This window comes from Methylobacterium nonmethylotrophicum, from assembly GCF_004745635.1.
Classification (GTDB): Bacteria; Pseudomonadota; Alphaproteobacteria; order Rhizobiales; family Beijerinckiaceae; genus Methylobacterium; species Methylobacterium nonmethylotrophicum.
The window spans coordinates 45406-63627 of sequence record NZ_SRLB01000017.1; the positions used below are offsets into that span (position 1 = coordinate 45406).

Consider the following 18222-nt stretch of genomic DNA (forward strand, 5'->3'; position numbering starts at 1 on the left):
CGCTCCAAGCCAGAGCTGGAAGCGGGGGCACAGAGCCGGATGCGATGGCAGGCTGTCCTACGACGAGGTCCGCCGCCGGCACGCCGGCGGCGAGCCCCTGCTCGGGATCGCCCGTGCCATGCGATCCGGGGCAATCCCAGCGCCCGCCTCCTACCACCATCCCCGCCGGATCGCCCCGGTCTCCCCGAAGTAGTCCGGCGCCGGCTGCACCACGGCCGGCTCGGGCGGCTCCGTCGCCGTCGCCACCGGCCGGCGCGGGGCCGGACGGGGGGCGCCCTGCTGCTGCGCGACGTCGCGGTGATGGGGCGCCGTACCGGGCGGCTTCGGTCCGGCGGTCTTCGGCTTCTGGCCGGCCTCGGGCGGCAGGGCCTCGGTGGAGAGGCCGAGCGCCACCTTCACCCGGGCGTTGACGCCGTAGAGGTCGGGCAGGCTGCGCAAGCCGCCATAGCCGTCCGCCTCCAGGGTGAAGTAGGCGAGGTGGACCGGCAGTTTCTCGGGCAGCATCACGGTGCGCTCGCCCTTGCCGATCAGCTTCTGCAGCCGCTCGGTCGGCCAGTTCGGCCCGAGCACGACCTGCGCGAACCGGAACGGATCGTCGACGCGCACGCAGCCGTGGCTGAGCGCCCGCTCGGAGCGGGAGAACAGGCTGCGGTTCGGCGTGTCGTGCAGGTAGACCGCATGGTCGTTGGGGAACATGAACTTGATGAAGCCGAGCGCGTTGCGCTCGCCCGGCGGCTGCCGGATGGCGATGCCGTTGCCGCGCCGCACCACCTGGTAGCCGAGGCGCGCCGCGTAGTTCGGGTCGCGGGCGAGGCCGGGCAGGAACTGGCTCTTGAGGATCGAGGGCGGCACCGTCCAGGACGGGTTGACCACCGCGTAGGTCATCTCGCCGGAGAAGATCGGGGTCGGGGATTCGGGCTTGCCGACGATCACCCGGGCCTCGTCGAGCACCCGTCCGTCGCGCATCACCCGCACCTTGTAGTCGGGGATGTTGACGAAGATGTGGGTGCGGCCGAGTTCCGCCGGCAGCCAGCGCCAGCGCTCCATGTTGGCGAGGAGGTCGGCCTCCTGCTTGCCCGGCGTCGGCCCGGCGAGCGCCGCCACCGTGGCGGGGTCGAGGACGCCGCTCGCCTTCAGGCCGCGCTCGCGCTGGAAGCTCGCGACGGCGGTCGCCACGCCGTCGTCGTAGGCGGTGGCGTCGCGGGCGCCGCCGAGGCCGAAGCGGGCGCGGATCAGCGGCACGCGGGGGTCGCGCATCCCGGTCTTGAGCGCCGGGCCCTTGGGGAGGCGCACCATCGGCACGGCGCGGTTCGGCTGCTGGGCGCGCAGCGAGGCGAGCTTCGCCTTGAGGGCGAGGTAGCCGGGTTGCGCGGGGTTGTAGGCCTGGAGCAGGCCGCCGGCCGTCGCGCCCGCCGGGGTGAGCCGGGTCAGCACCGTGTCGGCGCCGGGCAGGTCGAGCTTCGGGGTGACGAAGCGCGACAGCCGCGGCGGGTCGATGCGCCCGCCGCGGGCGTCGCGGGCGTAGAGCACGGCGGCGGCGGAGAGCTTCAGGTCGGCCTCGGCCCGGTCGGCCGCGGTGGCATTGGGCGGGTCGAGGAGCGGGATCGGGTAGGCGAGGGGGTCGAGCCCGTCCTCGCCCGCCGCCTGCAGCCGGGCGATCACCGCCTTGGCGGCGTCGCTCCAGCCGGCCTCGGTGAGCCAGACCGCCTTGAACGCCCCGAGCGCGTAGAAGGCCTGCATCGCCTCGCGCTGCTTGGCGGTGAGGCGCCGGATCAGGGTGAAGCCCGGGTCGGCGAGGCGCGCCGCCACCGCCTCGGCGACCGGGTCGCCGGGGGCGGGCGGGGGCAGGGCGGGGGCCGCCGTCTCGGCCGGCGCGGGCGATGCCTCGGCGGGCGAAGGGGTTGCGGTGGGCGAAGGGGCCGCAGCGCCTGGCAGGGCCGCGGCGCTTGGAAGAGCCGCGGCGCTTGGAAGAGCCGCGGCGCTTGGAAGAGCCGCGGCGCTTGGAAGAGCCGCGGCGCCCGGCGGGCTGGCGGGCGGAACCGGGACGGCGTCGGGGGAGGCCGTGGCGGAGACGGTCTTCGGGGTGCCTGCCTCGGGAGCCGGCGGTCCCGGCAGGGGGACGACCGCCGGGGCGGGCGCGGCCGGCGCGCGCGCGGCCGGGCTGCCGGCGGCGACGCCCTCGGCCCGGGGCCCCGGCAGGCCGGCCTGTGCGGCCAGCAGCACCGCGAGGGTGGCCGCCGCACCCGCGTTCCTGCCGACCTTGCGCCTGGGAGCCATGGTCCTCTCCTCGAAGCCGCGGCCGAAGGAGCGGCCACGCTGGTAATCTAGGTTAGTCAACACGGAATCGGATGCCGTGCCATCGCACACCTGCCACACTCCGGCGGCATGCCGCCGGAGCGTTCGGCCAGACCGGCCTGCCGCAGGGTCAGTGATCGCCGCACGGGATGCGGCCGGATTCCGGCTGAAGACTCGCCAAATGCGGTTTTCTTCGGACCACGACGGGTCACGCAGACCCGGATCAGGCGGCGTCCTCCGCCTTCTCGTCGTCGAGACCGAGTTCCTTCAACTTGCGATAGAGGGTCGAGCGGCCGATGCCGAGGCGGCGGGAGACCTCCGACATCCGACCGCGGTAGAATTGCAGGGCGTAGCGGATGATCTCGCCCTCGAGCCCTTCCATGGTCTTCATCTCGCCGGTCTCCTCGGCGACCAGCGAGAGGGCGTGGGGGTCGCGCACCTCGACCCGGACGATCTCCCGCACCGGGGCGGGCCCGGTGCCGGGCTCGGGCGCCGCCGGCAATGGCGGAATGCGCACGTCGAAGCCCTGGACCTGGGCGGCGATCTGCGGGAATTCCGCCACCGTCAGCTCGTCGCCGTCCGCCAGGACCACGGCCCGAAACAGCGCGTTCTCGAGCTGGCGCACGTTGCCGGGCCAGTCGTAGCGGGTGATCAGCGCCATCGCTTCCGCCGCGATGCCCCGCACCCGCTTGCCCTCCTCCGCCGCGAACCGGGCGCAGAACGAGCGGGCGAGGTCCGGGATGTCCTCGCGCCTCGCCCGCAGGGGCGGCAGGGTCATCGGGAAGACGTTGAGGCGGTAGTACAGGTCCTCGCGGAAGCGGCCCTGCTTGACGAGGTCGAGGAGCGAGCGGTTGGTCGCCGAGATCAGCCGGATGTCGACCCGCACGCTCTTGCGCCCGCCGACCGGATCGACCTCGCCCTCCTGCAGCGCCCGCAGGAGCTTGACCTGCGCGTCGAGGGGCAGTTCGCCGATCTCGTCGAGGAACAGCGTGCCGCCCGACGCCTCCACGAACTTGCCGAGATGGCGCTCGGTCGCGCCCGTGAAGGCGCCCTTCTCGTGGCCGAACAGGGTCGATTCGACGAGGTTGTCGGGGATCGCCCCGCAATTGACGGTGACGAAGGGCTTGCCGCGGCGCTCGCCCGAGCCCTGGATCGCGCGGGCCAGCACCTCCTTGCCGACGCCGGATTCGCCCTCGATCAGCACCGGGATGGTGGATTTCGCCGCCCGCTCGGCGAGCCGCATCACCCGGCCCATATCCGGGCTCTTCGAGGTCAGGTCGCGGAAGCTGAGGGCGCCGGACGCCCGCCGGCGCATCCGCCGGATCTCGTCCTGGAGCTGGTCGACCTGGAGGGCGTTGCGGATCGAGACCTGCAGCCGCTCGGGGCCGGCGGGCTTGACCACGAAATCGACGGCGCCGGCCCGCATGGCGTTGACGACGGCGTCGATCGAGCCGTTGGCGGTCTGGACGATGACGGGCGTGTCGATGCCGGCCTTGCGCAGCTCGGACAGCACGCCCAGCCCGTCGAGGCCGCCCGGCATCGCGAGGTCGAGCAGCACCACGTCGATGCTGGAATCGGGCGCGCGCAGCGCGTCGAGCCCCGCCGCCCCGCTCTCGGCCGTCACGGGCTCGAACCCGAGGCGCCGCACCATGGCCTCCGCCAGCCGGCGCTGCACGGGATCGTCGTCGACGATGAGGACCGTGGTGGTCATCTGTTCTCCTCGAGGGATCGGCACCGCGGCGGGGAACCGGAGCCTTCCGGCTCCCCGGGCGGGACCGCTCTCCCGCGCCGTGCGCCCCGATCCCTGCGAGCGGGTCGGGGGCGCAGCGCGAATCGCGCGGGTGTTTCGTTTCGACCCGTATGCTGCGCCACAACCGTGAAGTGGCCCTTAACGCCAACGGAAGGTTACGCCAGGGTGGGGCCGCAGCGCCGCAAGGCGTCGCCGTCGCGGCCGTGTCGGTTGATCGCGGGCGCCTGCCGTCCGATATGTCCGGGCGCACGCGCATCCCTTGCGATCCCGCCTTGCGACCCCGCCTTGCGACCCCGAGAGGAACATCGTCCATGCCGCTGAGTGCCGCCGCGCCGTCGGACAGCGCCCTGAGCACCGCCCAGGCCACGGCCCGCGCCGTCGATCTCGGGCCGCTGCCGGAATGGGACCTGTCGGACCTCTATGCCGGCCTGGACGATCCCGCCTTCGCCGACGATCTCGCGCAGGCCGAGGCCGAGTGCCGCGCCTTCGCGGAGAGCTATCGCGGCCGCGTCAGGGACCTGGCGGCGGGCACCGAGGCCTCGGACAACCTCGGCACCGCGGTCGCCGCCTACGAGGCGATCGAGGACCGCCTCGGCCGGCTGATGTCCTATGCGGGCCTGGTCTATTCCGGCGACACCACCGACTCGGGCCGGGCGAAGTTCTACGGCGACACCCAGGAGCGGCTGACCAACGCGGCCAGCGACCTCCTGTTCTTCACCCTCGAGCTCAACCGGATCGAGGACGCGAGCATCGACGCCGCCGCCGCCCACCCGCCGCTCGCGCGCTACCGCCCCTGGCTCGAGGACATCCGGCGCGAGAAGCCGCACCAGCTGAGCGACGAGGCGGAAAAGCTCTTCCTCGAGAAGTCGGTGACCGGCCGCTCGGCCTGGAACCGGCTGTTCGACGAGACCATCGCGTCCTTACGCTTCCCCCTGCGGGGCGAGGAGCTGACGCTGGAGCCCACCCTCAACAAGCTCCAGGACCCCGACGAGACCGTGCGACGGGACGCGGCGGGCGCGCTCAGCAGCGTCTTCCGGTCGAACCTGCGGGTCTTCACCCTCATCACCAACACGCTCGCCAAGGACAAGGAGATCTCCGACCGCTGGCGTGGCTTCTCGGACGTGTCGGATGCCCGCCACCTCGCCAACCGTGTCGAGCGCGACACCGTCGAGGCCCTGGTCGCCGCCGTGCAGGCGGCCTATCCGCGCCTGTCGCACCGCTACTACAGGTTGAAGGCGCGCTGGTTCGGGCGTGACAGCCTGGCCTACTGGGACCGCAACGCGCCGCTGCCGAAGGTCGAGCAGCGCACGATCCCCTGGGCCGAGGCGCGCGAGACCGTGCTGTCGGCCTACGGCGCGTTCTCGCCGAAGATGGCCGAGATCGCCCGGCGCTTCTTCGACGGCGGGTGGATCGACGCGCCCGTGCGCCCCGGCAAGGCGCCGGGCGCCTTCGCGCACCCGACGGTGCCCTCGGCCCATCCCTTCGTGCTGGTCAACTACCAGGGCAAGCCGCGGGACGTGATGACGCTCGCCCACGAGCTCGGCCACGGCGTGCACCAGGTGCTGGCCGGCCCCAACGGCGCCCTGATGGCGCCGACGCCCCTGACGCTCGCCGAGACCGCCAGCGTGTTCGGCGAGATGCTGACCTTCCGCCGGGTGCTCGAAGCCACGACCGACCCGGTGCAGCGCCGGGCGATGCTGGCCGCCAAGGTCGAGGACATGATCAACACGGTGGTGCGCCAGATCGCGTTCTACTCCTTCGAGCGCAAGGTCCACCTGGCCCGCCGCGAGGGCGAGCTGACCGCCGAGACGATCTGCGCCCTCTGGATGTCGGTGCAGGCCGAGAGCCTGGGACCCGCGATCCGCCTCGACGAGGGCTACGAGCCGTACTGGGCCTACATCCCGCACTTCATCCACTCGCCGTTCTACGTCTACGCCTACGCGTTCGGCGACTGCCTGGTGAACTCGCTCTACGGCGTCTACCAGCGGGCGAGCGGCGACCCGGCGGCGGAAGAAGGCTTCGTCGAGCGCTACTTCGCGCTGCTGGCCGCCGGCGGCAGCAAGCCCTACGGCGAGCTGCTGGCACCGTTCGGGCTCGATGCCCGCGATCCGGCCTTCTGGCAGATCGGCCTGTCGATGATCGAGGGGATGATCGCGGAGCTGGAGGCGATGGAAGGGTGAGGACCCGTCATCGAACCGTCGCGCCTGCCCCCTAGCCACGGCCGCCGGGTGCGGCGGCGTCCCCGGTCGTTCCCCCTCGGACAGGCGGGGACGCGAAGGACGCCCGGATGGCCCCTCTCCTCAGCGACGAGCCCGCCCTGCCGGGCCTGATCTGGGCGATGCGGTTCGACGCCGCCGGGCGCGGGCGCCTCGTCGCGCCCGGCGAGGACGTCCCGGGGCTCGGCCGCTTCGGCGAGGGCTTCGTCTGGCTCCACGTCAACCTCAACGACGCGCGGGTGCCGGGCCTCGTGGCGGAGGGGCGCCTCGGCCCGCCGGACCTCGCCGCGGTGGCCTTCGCCAGCGATCCCCACCAGCGGGTCGCGGTCGAGGACGGCCAGGTCGGCGGCGTCATCGCCGACCTCTCCCGCGACGCCGACGCTCCGGCCGCACCGGAGCGGCTGCCCGACGCGACGGGCCGGCTGCACTTCGTGCTCGGCGCGAACTACCTCGTCAGCGGGCGCCGGCACCCGATCCTCGGCCCCGACGCCGTGCGCGACGCGGTGGCGGAGGGGCGGTCGCTCGCCGGGCCGGTGGCGCTCCTCGAGACGCTGATCGGCCGGGTCGCGGCGGCGATCGGCGCCCGCGGCACCGCCCTGTCCGAGCGCCTCGACGGGATCGAGGACCACATCCTCGACGAGCGCATCCGCGACGAGACCCGCCAGCTCGGGCCGATCCGCCGCGACGCGGTGCGGCTGCACCGCCAGCTCCACGGCCTCAGGGCGGTGTTTCACCGCCTGGAGGAGGACGGGGAGGACCTGCCGGAGGCGACCCGCGAGGCGGCCGCCCGCATCGCCCAGCGCCTCGACGCCCTCGACCGTGACATGGTCGTGCTGGCCGACCGCAGCCGGCTCCTGCAGGAGGAGCTGTCAGGCCTGCTCGCCCGGCAATCGAACCGGCAGCTCCACACCCTGTCGGTCCTGACCGCCCTCTTCCTGCCGCCGACCCTGGTCACCGGGCTGTTCGGGATGAACACCAAGGGCCTGCCGCTGGCCGAGCTGGAGGAGGGCTCGACGATCGCGATCCTGATCGCGGCCCTGTCCGCCGCGGCGGCCTTCCTGCTGATCCGACGGCTCGGAATCGGGGGCCGGAGGGTCTGAGGGCGGCCATGCGCGCGGGGAGGAGCGCATGAGTTTTCCTCACAGGCCGGTGCGGCGAAGTCGCGTTTGCGCGGACCCCGCCCTCCGCTAGGCTGCCCATCGCCGGAAGCGCCCCCGACGATGCGGGGGCGCGAACCGGGCCGACGCCGGCAACCGGCGCGCGGGAGGCGGAGAGCCGGATCCTGGAGACGGGCCGGCGCCGCCCCGGGAGGAGACTGGGAGGAATCCGTGCAGGCCGCAACCGGACTCGCGCCCGACGCGCGCACGAACGCCGCCCCGTTCCGCCCCCTCGACGCCCGGCGGGCCGCGTGACGGCGCCCCCGATCCGGATCGAGGCGGATTACCTCCTCGAGACCGCGAGCGATCCCCGCCGGGTGGCGGAGACGATGGCCGGCGAGCAGTCGAGCGGCACCTTCGTGCCCGTCCCCGGCGAGACTCCCGAGCTCAAGGCGCGCTCGGCCGCCCGGGTCGAGCGCCTGGAGGTGCTGGACGAGCCGGTCGACGCCCCGTCCCTGCCGACGACCGCCCGGGTCGCGACGGAGAGCTTGCGCCGGGCGCGCGTCACCCTGTCCTGGCCGATCGAGAATCTCGGCCCCTCCCTGCCGAACCTCCTCGCCACGGTGGCCGGCAACCTGTTCGAGCTGCGCCCGCTCACGGGCCTGCGCCTCCTCGACATCCGCCTGCCCCAGGCCTTCGCGGCGGCCTATCCGGGACCCCGCTTCGGGATTCCCGGCACGCGCCGCCTCGCCGGGGTGGAGGGGCGCCCGCTCATCGGCACGATCATCAAGCCGAGCGTCGGCTTCGGGCCCGAGGAGACCGCCGCCCTGGTCAGGACCCTGTGCGAGGGCGGCATCGACTTCATCAAGGACGACGAGTTGCAGGCGGACGGGCCGCACTGCCCCTTCGAGGCGCGGGCCCGCGCGGTGATGCGCGTCGTCAACGATCACGCCGAGCGCACCGGCAAGAAGGTGATGGTCGCCTTCAACCTCACCGGCGAGATCGACGAGATGCGCAAGCGCCACGACCTCGTGCGGGATCTCGGCGGCACCTGCATCATGGCGAGCCTCAACTCGGTCGGCCTCGTCGGCATGATCGCGCTGGCCCGCATGACCGAATTGCCGATCCACGCCCACCGCAACGGCTGGGGCTACCTCACCCGCCACCCGCTGCTCGGCTGGTCCTACGTCGCCTGGCAGAAGATCTGGCGCCTCGCCGGCGCCGACCACATGCACGTCAACGGCCTCGACAACAAGTTCGCGGAGGACGACGACAGCGTCGTCACCTCGGCGCGCACCTGCCTGACCCCGCTCTTTCCCGACAAGCCGTGCCTGGCGATGCCGGTCTTCTCCTCCGGCCAGACGGTGCGGCAGGCGCCGGGCACCTTCGCGGCCCTCGGCTCCACCGATCTCATCGTCACGGCGGGCGGCGGCATCGTCGCCCATCCGGGCGGGCCGGGGGAGGGCGTCGCGGCCCTGCGCCAGGCCTGGGAGGCGGCGGTCGCCGGCATCGACCTTAACGCCCATGCCCGCACCCATCCGGCGCTGGCCCGGGCGCTCGAGGGCGCGGCGTGAGCGCGCCCCGCTCCCTGCCGCGCCCCTTGCCCGACGGCCCCCTCGTCGCCTTCTACGGCGACGACTTCACCGGCTCCTCGGCGGCGATGGAGGTGCTGGCCTTCGCGGGGCTGAAGACCGTGCTCTTCCTCGCACCCCCGAGCGCGGAGCGCCTCCGGGCGTTCCGGGATCATCGCGCCGTCGGCATCGCCGGGGTCGCGCGCTCGCAGCCGCCGGCCTGGATGGACCGGGAGCTGCCCCCGGCCTTCCGGCTCCTCGCCACGCTCGGCGCGCCGGTCGCGCATTACAAGGCCTGCTCGACCTTCGATTCGGCCCCGCATGTCGGCTCGATCGGCCGGGCGACGGAGATCGCCCGCGGGATCTTTCCGGGCGACTGGACCCCGATGGTCGTCGCCGATCCGGGGATGGGGCGCTACCAGAGCTTCGGCCACCTGTTCGCGATGGCGGGCGGCACCGGCTACCGCCTCGACCGCCACCCGACCATGGCCCGCCACCCGGTGACGCCGATGGACGAGGCGGATCTCGGGCGCCACCTCGCGCGCCAGACCGCGCTGCCGATCGGCCTCGTCGACTTCGTGGCGATGAAGCGGGGCGAGGCCGACGCGGCCCTCGCCCGGGCCCGGGAGGAGGGCGCGGCGATCGTCTCCCTCGACGTGCTCGATTCCGAGACCCTGGCGGAGGCCGGCCGGCTGATCTGGGAGCGGGGTGGCGACCCTGTCTTCGCGGTCGGGTCGCAGGGGGTCGAGGCCGCCCTCGTCGCCTATTGGCGCGCCGCCGGCCTCCTGCCGGTGGAGGCGCCGGTCGCCCGGCGCGCGGCGGCCACCCGGATCGCGGTGGTGTCCGGCTCGGTCTCGCCGGCGACGGCCGGGCAGATCGCGCACGCCCTCGACCACGGATTCGCGGGCATCCGGCTCGATGCGAGGCGGGTCGTCGACGCGGCGGCCTTCGCGCAGGAGATCGGCCGGGCCGTCGCGGAGGCGCGGGCCGCGCTCGATGCCGGCCGCGACCCCCTGATCTACAGCGCGGCGGGTCCCGACGACCCGGCCGTCGCCGCCCTGCGCGAGGCCGTGCAGGCTGCAGGGCTCGATCCGGTTCTGGCGAGCGAGCGGCTGGGATCGGGGCTCGGGCGGGCCCTGCGCGAGATCGTCCTCTCGGCCCGCCTGACCCGGGCGGTGATCGCGGGCGGCGACACCTCGGGCCATGCCGCGATGCAGCTCGGGATCGACGCGCTCACGGCGCTCAGCCCCCTCGATCCGGGCTCGCCGCTCTGCCGCGCCCACGGCGCCGACACGCCGCTCGACGGGCTCGAACTGGCCCTCAAGGGCGGCCAGGTCGGCCGGCCCGACTTCTTCCCGGCCGTCAAGCAGGGCGGCCGCGCCCCCGCGTGAGGAGACCGATGGCATGACGCAGAGGCTCGCAGGCAAGATCGCCCTCGTGACCGGCAGCGCGCGGGGCATCGGGTTCGCGGTCGCGACGGCCTTCGCCCGCGAGGGCGCGAAGGTCGTCATCGCCGACCTCGACGGGGCGGGCGCGGCGGAGGCCGCCGCCGGGATCGGCCCGGCGGCGATGCCGCTCTCCGTCGACGTCGCCGACCCGGCCTCGGTCGCCGCCATGATGGAGCGGATCCTCGCCGCCCACGGGCGCGTCGACATCCTGGTCAACAATGCGGGGATCGGCGCGAACACCCCGTTCCTCGAGACGAGCCTCGCCGACTGGAACCGCATCATCGGCGTCAACCTGACCGGCGCCTTCATGGTGGCGCAGGCCTGCGCCCGGGAGATGGTGCGCGTCGGCGGCGGCAAGATCGTCAACATCGGGTCGCTGTCGGGCCAGCGCGGCGGCAACGGACGGGCGGCCTACGGCGCGGCCAAGGCGGGGCTGGAACTCCTCACCAAGGTGATGGCGGTCGAGCTGGCGCAAGCCAATATCAACGTCAACACCATCGCCCCCGGCGCGATCGAGACCGAGATCGCGAAGGCGATGCACGACCGGGCGACGCGGGCGGCCTATCACCGCCTGATCCCGATGAGCCGCTACGGCACGCCGGAGGAGATCGCCGACGCCGCGGTGTTCCTGTGCTCGGACGAGGCGGGCTACATCCACGGCCACACCCTCAACGTCGATGGCGGCTTCCGCGAGGCGGGCCTGATGTTCACGCGCGATCCGGACACACCCGCCGCGACCTGACCGTCATCGCTCGCGGCTGCTCGGCGACGTTCCGGGCTCGAAGCCAGCGCCTTCGAACGGACCCGTTCGAAGGCGCTGCGACATCACAGGAAGCCGGTCGAGAACCACGGCACGAAGGTCAGCACCAGGAGGCCGAGGAACAGCGCGCCGAGATAGATCCAGATCCGGCGCATCCCGGCCTCGGGCGCGACGTCGCCGATGATGCAGGCGGCGTAGTAGCAGAGGCCGAAGGGCGGGGCGAAGAGGCCCAGTCCCATCGCGAGGATCACGATCATGCTGTAATGCACCTCGTGGATCCCGAACTGGTGCGCGATCGGAAACAGCAGCGGGCCGAACAGCACGATCGCCGGAATGCCTTCGAGCAGGCTGCCGAGCACGATGAAGGCGACGACCGAGATCAGCAGGAAGCCGACCTGGCCGCCCGGCACCGCCGCCATCGCCCGGGCGAGGTCGTGCGAGAAGCCGGACTGGGTCAGGGCCCAGGCCATGGCGCTCGCCGCTCCGACGATGAACAGGATCGCGCCGGACAACGAGGCCGTGCGCGCCAGCATCGGCAGGATCTCCCGCCGCTTGAGCCCGCCGCGATAGATCACGAGGCCGAGGACCAGCGAGTAGGCGATACCGATCGTCGAGACCTCGGTGGCGGTCGCGACCCCCTCGACCACCGCCGTGCGGATCAGGAACGGCAGCAGCAGGGCGGGCAGCGCGACGAGGAGCGTCTTCTTCACCACCGAGACGGGGGCGCGGGCGATCACGACGGCGTCCTCCTCCTTTCCGGCCCGGTAGCGGGCGACCGCCGCGAGGACGAGGGCGAGCACCAGGGCGGGCAGGATCCCGGCGGTGAACAGGGCGGCGATCGACACCCCCGTCGCCGACGCGATGGCGATGAGCACGATCGAGGGCGGGATCGTCTCGCTCATCGCGCCCGACGCCGCCAGGATCGACAGCAATTCGCCGTCCTTCATCCCGCGCCGGCGCATCTCGGGAAACAGGACGGGGGCGACCGCCGCCATGTCGGCGGTCTTCGAGCCGGAGATGCCCGACACGAGGAGCATCGCGCCGAGCAGCACGTAGGACATGCCGGCCTTCACGTGGCCGAGGAGCGAGGCCAGGAACGCCACCATCACCCGCGCCATCCCGGTCGCGTCGACGAGCTGGCCGAGCAGCACGAAGAGGGGAATCGCGAGCAGGATCAGGCTGCTCATCCCCTCGTCCATCCGCCCGACCACGATGGTGAGCGGGGTCGAGGTCGTGGTCAGCAGGTAGGCCGAGGTGGCGAGCGCGAACGAGAACGCGATCGGCACGCCGGCCAGGATGCCGACACCGAGCAGGCCGACGAAGAACACCAGGAGCGCCCAGTTGCCGATCCCGGCGAGCAGGGGAGCCGCGAGGGCGAGGAGCACCGCGATCCCGGCGAGCACCGCGCCGACGCCCAGGAGGTCGGCGAGGCGGTGGCGGGCGAGGCGCAGGGCGCAGGCCAGGAGCGCCAGCACGAAGCCGACCGGCACCGCCAGCGCCCGCACCGTGCCCGACCAGCCGAGAGCCGGCGTCTCCACGAAGGACTGGTCCTCGGTGTAGTCGTAGGCGGCGTGCATCAGCAGGGCCAGGAAGACGAACACCGTCCCGACGGCGAGCGCCTCGCACCAGCCCCGCGCCCGCGGCGACAGCGACCCGACCACGAAGGTCAGCCGCATGTGCTCAGCCCGTTGCACCGCCACGACGCTGCCGAGCATGGCGAGCCACAGGAACAGGATCGAGGCGAGCTCGTCGCTCCAGATGATCGAGTGCCCGATCGCCCGCGAGACGATGCCGGCGAACAGGATGACCGCCTCGGCGGCGACCAGGATCGCGGCCGGGACCTCGACGGCGAGGCGCAAGGCCCGCTCGGCCGCCGAGAGCCAGTCCGAGGGAGGGGCGGCGGCGGCCGGCCGCCCGTGGGTGTCGGCGAGGGCGCTCATGCGAGCCCCCCGGTCACCGCCTCGAGGGCCTTCCACGCCTCGGGCCCGAACTTCTCCTTCCAGTCGCGGTAGAAGCCCGCCTGGCTCAGGGCCTTGCGGAACGCCTCCTTGTCGGGGGCCTCGAAGACCAGCCCGCGGGCGGTGAGCTGCGACTTCAACGTGCCGCTGAGGCGCACCACGTCCTCGCGCTGCTCCGCCGCGGCGCGGTCGAGCTCGCGCCGGACGATCTCCTGCAGCGGATCGGGCAGGCGGGAGAGCGCGCGCCGGTTGGCCACGAGCCAGAACGGGTCCCAGATGTGGTTGGTCTCGGAGACGTATTTCTGGACCTCGTAGAGCTTGCCGGAATCGATCGCCACGAGCCCGTTCTCCTGGCCGTCGACCAGCCGGGTCTGCAGCGCGGTGTAGAGCTCGTTGAAGTTGATCGAGGTCGGGCTCGCCCCGAGGGCCGAGAACAGCGAGGTGAAGATCGGCGCCACCGGCACGCGGATGCGGTAGCCCTTGAGGTCGTCGGGGGTGCGGATCGGCTTGGCCGCCGAGGTGATCTGCCGGAAGCTGTTGTCGGCGGCCTTGGCGGCGACGATGAGGCCGGCCTTCTCGATCTGCGTGCGGACGTACTGGCCGATCGGCCCGTCGACCCCGCGCCAGACCTGGTCGTAATCCGAGAAGGCGAAGCCGACATTGGTGATCGCCGCGCCGGCCGCGACGGTCGAGATCACCGATCCGGCGATGTTGAGGAACTCGATGCCGCCGGAGCGCACCTGCGTGATCAGGTCGGTGTCGGAGCCGAGCTGGCTCGCCGGGAAGAAGCGCAGCTCCATCCGCCCGCCCGAGGCCTCGCGGATGCGCCCGCAGGCCTGCTCGAGCCGCGCGTTGATCGGCTGGGTCAGGGACTGGCCGGTCGCGAGCTTGTAGGTGAACTCGGCGGCGCGCGCCGGGCCGGTGCGGATCGCGACGAGCGGGAACGCGGCCGCGCCGGCCAGGACGAGGCGGCGCGACGGTCCGGTGGTGAATCCGGTCTTCGACGTCATGGGTTTCCTCCACTGCGCCGGCATCCGCGCTTGCTGCGGTGCGGCATCGTTTCGTCGGGGTAATGTGGCGTGTCGGCGTTGGGCGCCGCCCCGTCGGTCATGGCGTGAGCCGGGGCGGGCCGGATGGCGCACGGCGTGAAGCGCGGTCTCGCGCTCGTCGTCCTCCCTGTCGGCGCCCTCGCTGGCAGCGCACCTCTCGGGTGGGCGCGGGGCGGCTCGTCTCGCTATCGGACGACACTAGGAACCGGCTTCTTGTAGGACAATCCAGAATATTTGCATGTTCGTGTAGCGTCGCTAAACTGTCGGGATGTCGGTCCCGCTTCGCGCCATCACGGTCTTCCACGCCGTCGCCCGCTCCGGCAGCGTCACCCGGGCGGCGGAGGATCTCGGCGTCACGCCCTCGGCGGTGAGCCAGCAGATCCAGGCGCTCGAGGTCAGCCTCGGTACCGCCCTCATCGGCAAGGCCGGCCGCAACGTCGTGCTGACCGAGGCGGGCGAGCGCTACTTCGAGATGATCGGGACCGAGATCGACCGGATCATGGAGGCGACCCAGCGCATCCAGGGCTTCCGGTCGGTGACGACGCTCACCGTGCGGGCGACCCCGAGCCTGTCGACCAAGTGGCTGCTGCCGCGGCTCGCCGGCTTCATCGAGGCGCATCCCGACATCGAGCTGCGCCTCGACGGCACCAACGAGCCGACGGCGTTCCAGAAGGAGAGCGTCGACATCGAGATCCGGCACGGCACCGGCGGCTGGCCGGGGCTGTTCGCCGAGGGCCTGGTCGAGGAGAGCTTCCGGCCGGTCTGCGCCGCCTCCCTCGCCGCTCCCGGCAGCCTCGCGGCCGAGGACCTGCCCCGCCACCTGCTGATCCACTCGGTGAAATCCCAGGTGCAGTGGGCGCACTGGTTCAAGCTCGCCGGCGTGGTGCCGGCTTCGCGCTGGCGCCGGCTCCTGTTCGACCGCACCCACATGGCGATCGACGCCGCCGCCGCCGGCCTCGGCATCGCGCTGGAGAGCGACCTGATGCTGTGGGGCGACCTCCGGGCGGGGCGGCTCGCCTGCCCGCTGCGGACGCCCCCGCGGATCACCCTCGTCACCCAGTGGGTGACCTGCCCGCCCGACCACCTGCGGCACCGCAAGGTTCGGGCCTTCCTGGACTGGATCCGCCGGGAACGGGATGCCTGGGCGAGGGAGCGCGACGCCTGGGCGCCGGAGCGGGCCGAGACGAACCTTTAGCGGCGCTTCACGGTGGCGCTGGAAATCTGGATTGTCCTTCACGAAGCGCGCTTCTAGCGTTTCGGCCGTCACGACCGCGCCGGGCCGCTCCAGGCGCCCGCCACGGTCGCGCCCCGAGACCGGCCCCGCCCTCCGGCATCCAGCCCGGAGCGAGCGGACGAGAGCCCGGTCGGCGGAAAACGGAGGAAACGATGAACCTGTCCACCCTGCTCCTCGCCCGCGCCTCGGCCGGCCGGCCGGTCCGCGTCGGCCTGATCGGCGCCGGCAAGTTCGGCTCGATGGTGCTCGCCCAGGCCCAGCGCATCGAGGGAATGCACGTCGTCGGCGTCGCCGACCTCAATGTCGGCCGCGCCCGCGACTCCCTCGCCCGCGTCGGCTGGCCGGCGGAGCGCTACGCCGCGACCTCGCTGGGCGACGCGATCAGGACCGGCCGCACCTGCGTCACCGACGATGCCGGCGCGCTCAGCGCCTGCGACGAGGTCGAGTGCATCATCGAGGCGACCGGGCACCCGATCGCCGGAATCCGCCACGCCATCCAGGCGATCGATGCCGGCAAGCACGTCGTGATGGTCAACGTCGAGGCCGACGTGCTGTGCGGCCCCCTGCTCGCCGAGCGGGCCCGCCGCAAGGGCGTCGTCTACTCCATGGCCTATGGCGACCAGCCGGCGATCATCTGCGAACTGGTCGACTGGGCCCGCTCCTGCGGCTTCGAGCTGACCTCGGCCGGCAAGGGCATGAACTTCGAGCCGCGCTACCGCTACTCCACCCCCGACACCGTGTGGGGCTTCTTCGGCTGGTCCGAGGAGGAGGTGAAGAAGGGCGACTTCAACCCGAAGATGTACAACTCGTTCACCGACGGCACCAAGGCGGCGATCGAGATGGCGGCGGTGGCCAACGGCACCGGGCTCGACTGCCCCGACGACGGCCTCGCCTTCCCGCCGACCGGCCTGCACGACCTCGCCCGGGTCTTCCGCCCGGTGAGCGACGGCGGCAGGCTGCCGCGGTCGGGCCTCGTCGACATCGCGGCGAGCCAGGAGCCGGACGGGCGCGAGGTGTTCAACAACATCCGGTACGGCGTCTTCGTCACCTTCAAGGCGACGAGCGAGTACACCCGGGCCTGCTTCCGCCAGTACGGCCTGCTCACCGACCCGTCCGGCTGGTACGGCTCGATGTGGCGCCCCTTCCACATGATCGGGCTGGAGACCAGCGTCAGCGTGCTCTCGGCGGTGCTGCGGGGCGAGCCGACCGGCTGCTCGAAGGAGTTCCGCGGCGACGCCGTGGCGACCGCCAAGCGCGACCTCAAGCCCGGCGAGATGCTCGACGGCGAGGGCGGCTACGCGGTGTGGGCGAACGCGATCCCGGCGACGAAGAGCCTGGCGCTCAACGCCCTGCCGATCGGGCTCGCCCACAACGTCAAGCTCAAGCGCCCGGTCGGAAAGGACCAGATCGTGAGCGTCGACGACGTCGAGCTCACCAGCGACCTCGACGTGGTGGGCTTGCGCCGGCAGATGGAGGACGAGACCCGCCGGACGGCGCCGCAGAAGGCGGCCTGAGTTGAAGCGTCGCCGGCCGGCCCGTCCGGCCGGCGGCGTCCCTCACCGGATCCGTCCATCCGGCGCCGGACGGGCCGGCGCCGCGCGAGCCCGCCCATGCCTCTGACATCCCGGCCCTTCGTGGTCATCGCCGAGTTCCGGGTGAAGCCCGGCTCCCTCGACGCGTTCCTCGACCTCGCCCATGACGATGCCCGCGCCTCGGTGGCGCACGAGCCCGGCTGCCGCGCCTTCGACGTCGCGGTGAGCGGGAGCGACCCGCTCACGGTGGTGTTCTACGAGGTCTACGACGACCGCGCCGCCTTCGACGCGCATCTCGAGACGCCGCACCTCGCCCGGTTCCGGGCCGGCTTCCCGGCGCTGATCGCGGAGGAGCGGCCGGTGCGGTTCCTTCACCGGACCTTCAGCGGCGCGGAGGCGGCATGACCGCGCCCCTGACGATCGGCTTCCTCGGCACCGGCATCATGGGCGCGCCGATGGCGCGCCACCTCTGCCGGGCCGGCCACGCCGTCCGCGCCTGGAACCGCTCGCCGGCCAAGGCGGCCGCCCTGGCGGAGGACGGGGCGACGGTCGCGGCCGACCCGCGCGAGGCGGCCCGCGGCGCCGACGCGGTGATCTGCATGCTGAGCTCCGGCCCGGCCTGCGACGAGATCCTGCTCGGCTCCCGGGGCGTCATCGCGGCGATGTCGCCCGGCAGCGTGCTCGCGGTGATGAGCTCGATCCCGGTCGAGACCGCGCAGCGCCAGGCCGAGGCCGCCGCCGCGGCCGGGATCCACGCCGTCGACGCACCCGTCTCCGGCGGCGAGCGCGGCGCGGTCGCCGGCACCCTCGCGATCATGGCGGGCGGCACCCCGGAGGCGTTCGGCCGGGCGGAGCCGATTCTGGCGGCGATGGGGCGGGTGACCCATGTCGGGCCGGCCGGAAGCGGGCAATTGGCCAAGCTCGCCAACCAGGCCATCGTCGCCTCGACCCTCGTCACGGTGGCGGAGGCGATCACCTTCGTGGAGCGCGGCGGGGCCGATCCGGCCAAGGTCCGCGAGGCGCTCCTCGGCGGCTTCGCCGATTCGACGATCCTCAAGCAGCATGCCTTGCGGATGATCGCCCGGGACTTCGCCCCGGGCGGCCCGGCCAAGTACCAGGTCAAGGATACCGGCACCGCCCTGTCCCATGCCGCGACGCTCGGCCTGACCTTGCCGGTCCTGTCCCTCGTCGATCGCCTGTTTTCCGAGATGGTGGCGCAGGGCGACGGCGACCTCGACCACAGCGCGGTGATCCGCGAGATCCGCCGCCGCAACGGCCTGTCGACGGCCTGATGCCGCCGCGCCTTCGAACG

Annotated in this window: 13 protein-coding genes; 9 read left to right on the forward strand and 4 right to left on the reverse strand. The window is 72.9% G+C overall.

All coding sequences use genetic code 11. From position 1 onward, the window contains the following. Positions 1-150: 150 nt before the first annotated feature. Positions 151-2277, reverse strand: coding sequence for a L,D-transpeptidase family protein (locus tag EU555_RS22115; RefSeq protein WP_135417398.1), 2127 nt, complete (start codon positions 2275-2277; stop codon positions 151-153). A 241-nt stretch (positions 2278-2518) separates the two neighbouring features. Continuing rightward, on the reverse strand, positions 2519-4006 hold the full coding sequence (locus EU555_RS22120) for a sigma-54-dependent transcriptional regulator (RefSeq protein ID WP_135417399.1): 1488 nt from the start codon (positions 4004-4006) through the stop codon (positions 2519-2521). A 350-nt stretch (positions 4007-4356) separates the two neighbouring features. Between EU555_RS22120 and EU555_RS22125 the strand changes: the two genes are divergently transcribed. The 5 genes from EU555_RS22125 (at position 4357) to EU555_RS22145 (ending at position 11119) form a co-directional block, all read left to right on the forward strand. After that, positions 4357-6225 carry a M3 family oligoendopeptidase gene (locus tag EU555_RS22125; protein ID WP_135417400.1) on the forward strand — a complete coding sequence of 623 codons (1869 nt, stop codon included), beginning with the start codon at positions 4357-4359 and terminating at the stop codon, positions 6223-6225. Between the two features lie 107 nt (positions 6226-6332). Next, positions 6333-7361, forward strand: a complete 1029-nt coding sequence (locus tag EU555_RS22130) for a CorA family divalent cation transporter (RefSeq protein ID WP_245524431.1) — start codon at positions 6333-6335, stop codon at positions 7359-7361. 308 nt (positions 7362-7669) lie between these two features. After that, positions 7670-8932 (forward strand): ribulose-bisphosphate carboxylase large subunit family protein, encoded by a 1263-nt coding sequence (locus tag EU555_RS22135; RefSeq protein ID WP_135417401.1) that lies wholly within the window; start codon positions 7670-7672, stop codon positions 8930-8932. Beyond that, a complete protein-coding gene (locus EU555_RS22140; protein WP_245524432.1) occupies positions 8929-10320 on the forward strand; it encodes a four-carbon acid sugar kinase family protein in 1392 nt (463 codons plus the stop codon). The genes EU555_RS22135 and EU555_RS22140 overlap by 4 nt, the downstream gene beginning before the upstream one ends. 13 nt (positions 10321-10333) lie before the next feature. Further along, the gene (locus EU555_RS22145; RefSeq protein ID WP_135417402.1) at positions 10334-11119 is read left to right on the forward strand and encodes an SDR family NAD(P)-dependent oxidoreductase; all 786 of its coding nucleotides are present in this window, start codon (positions 10334-10336) and stop codon (positions 11117-11119) included. Positions 11120-11202: 83 nt separating this feature from the next. Here the strand turns inward: EU555_RS22145 and EU555_RS22150 are convergent, their stop codons facing one another. Next, positions 11203-13077, reverse strand: a complete 1875-nt coding sequence (locus tag EU555_RS22150; protein ID WP_135417403.1) for a TRAP transporter large permease — start codon at positions 13075-13077, stop codon at positions 11203-11205. Next, a complete protein-coding gene (locus tag EU555_RS22155) occupies positions 13074-14105 on the reverse strand; it encodes a TRAP transporter substrate-binding protein (RefSeq protein WP_135417404.1) in 1032 nt (343 codons plus the stop codon). The genes EU555_RS22150 and EU555_RS22155 overlap by 4 nt, the downstream gene beginning before the upstream one ends. 307 nt (positions 14106-14412) lie before the next feature. Between EU555_RS22155 and EU555_RS22160 the strand changes: the two genes are divergently transcribed. From EU555_RS22160 to EU555_RS22175, 4 genes are all read left to right on the forward strand, one after another. Then, positions 14413-15339 (forward strand): LysR substrate-binding domain-containing protein, encoded by a 927-nt coding sequence (locus EU555_RS22160; protein ID WP_135417405.1) that lies wholly within the window; start codon positions 14413-14415, stop codon positions 15337-15339. Positions 15340-15530: 191 nt separating this feature from the next. After that, a complete protein-coding gene (locus EU555_RS22165; RefSeq protein ID WP_135417406.1) occupies positions 15531-16892 on the forward strand; it encodes an NAD(P)H-dependent oxidoreductase in 1362 nt (453 codons plus the stop codon). 96 nt (positions 16893-16988) lie between these two features. Next, positions 16989-17315, forward strand: coding sequence for a putative quinol monooxygenase (locus EU555_RS22170; protein WP_135417407.1), 327 nt, complete (start codon positions 16989-16991; stop codon positions 17313-17315). Beyond that, on the forward strand, positions 17312-18202 hold the full coding sequence (locus EU555_RS22175; RefSeq protein WP_135417408.1) for an NAD(P)-dependent oxidoreductase: 891 nt from the start codon (positions 17312-17314) through the stop codon (positions 18200-18202). Before EU555_RS22170 ends, EU555_RS22175 begins: the two co-directional genes overlap by 4 nt. The last annotated feature ends 20 nt before the right edge of the window (positions 18203-18222 follow it).

Coding starts and splice junctions, on each gene's coding strand:
- EU555_RS22115 (WP_135417398.1), bottom strand. CDS start 2,277: ATGGCTCCCAGGCGCAAGGTCGGCAGGAACGCGGGTGCGGCGGCCACC.
- EU555_RS22120 (WP_135417399.1), bottom strand. CDS start 4,006: ATGACCACCACGGTCCTCATCGTCGACGACGATCCCGTGCAGCGCCGG.
- EU555_RS22125 (WP_135417400.1), top strand. CDS start 4,357: ATGCCGCTGAGTGCCGCCGCGCCGTCGGACAGCGCCCTGAGCACCGCC.
- EU555_RS22130 (WP_245524431.1), top strand. CDS start 6,333: ATGGCCCCTCTCCTCAGCGACGAGCCCGCCCTGCCGGGCCTGATCTGG.
- EU555_RS22145 (WP_135417402.1), top strand. CDS start 10,334: ATGACGCAGAGGCTCGCAGGCAAGATCGCCCTCGTGACCGGCAGCGCG.
- EU555_RS22150 (WP_135417403.1), bottom strand. CDS start 13,077: ATGAGCGCCCTCGCCGACACCCACGGGCGGCCGGCCGCCGCCGCCCCT.
- EU555_RS22155 (WP_135417404.1), bottom strand. CDS start 14,105: ATGACGTCGAAGACCGGATTCACCACCGGACCGTCGCGCCGCCTCGTC.
- EU555_RS22160 (WP_135417405.1), top strand. CDS start 14,413: ATGTCGGTCCCGCTTCGCGCCATCACGGTCTTCCACGCCGTCGCCCGC.
- EU555_RS22165 (WP_135417406.1), top strand. CDS start 15,531: ATGAACCTGTCCACCCTGCTCCTCGCCCGCGCCTCGGCCGGCCGGCCG.
- EU555_RS22170 (WP_135417407.1), top strand. CDS start 16,989: ATGCCTCTGACATCCCGGCCCTTCGTGGTCATCGCCGAGTTCCGGGTG.
- EU555_RS22175 (WP_135417408.1), top strand. CDS start 17,312: ATGACCGCGCCCCTGACGATCGGCTTCCTCGGCACCGGCATCATGGGC.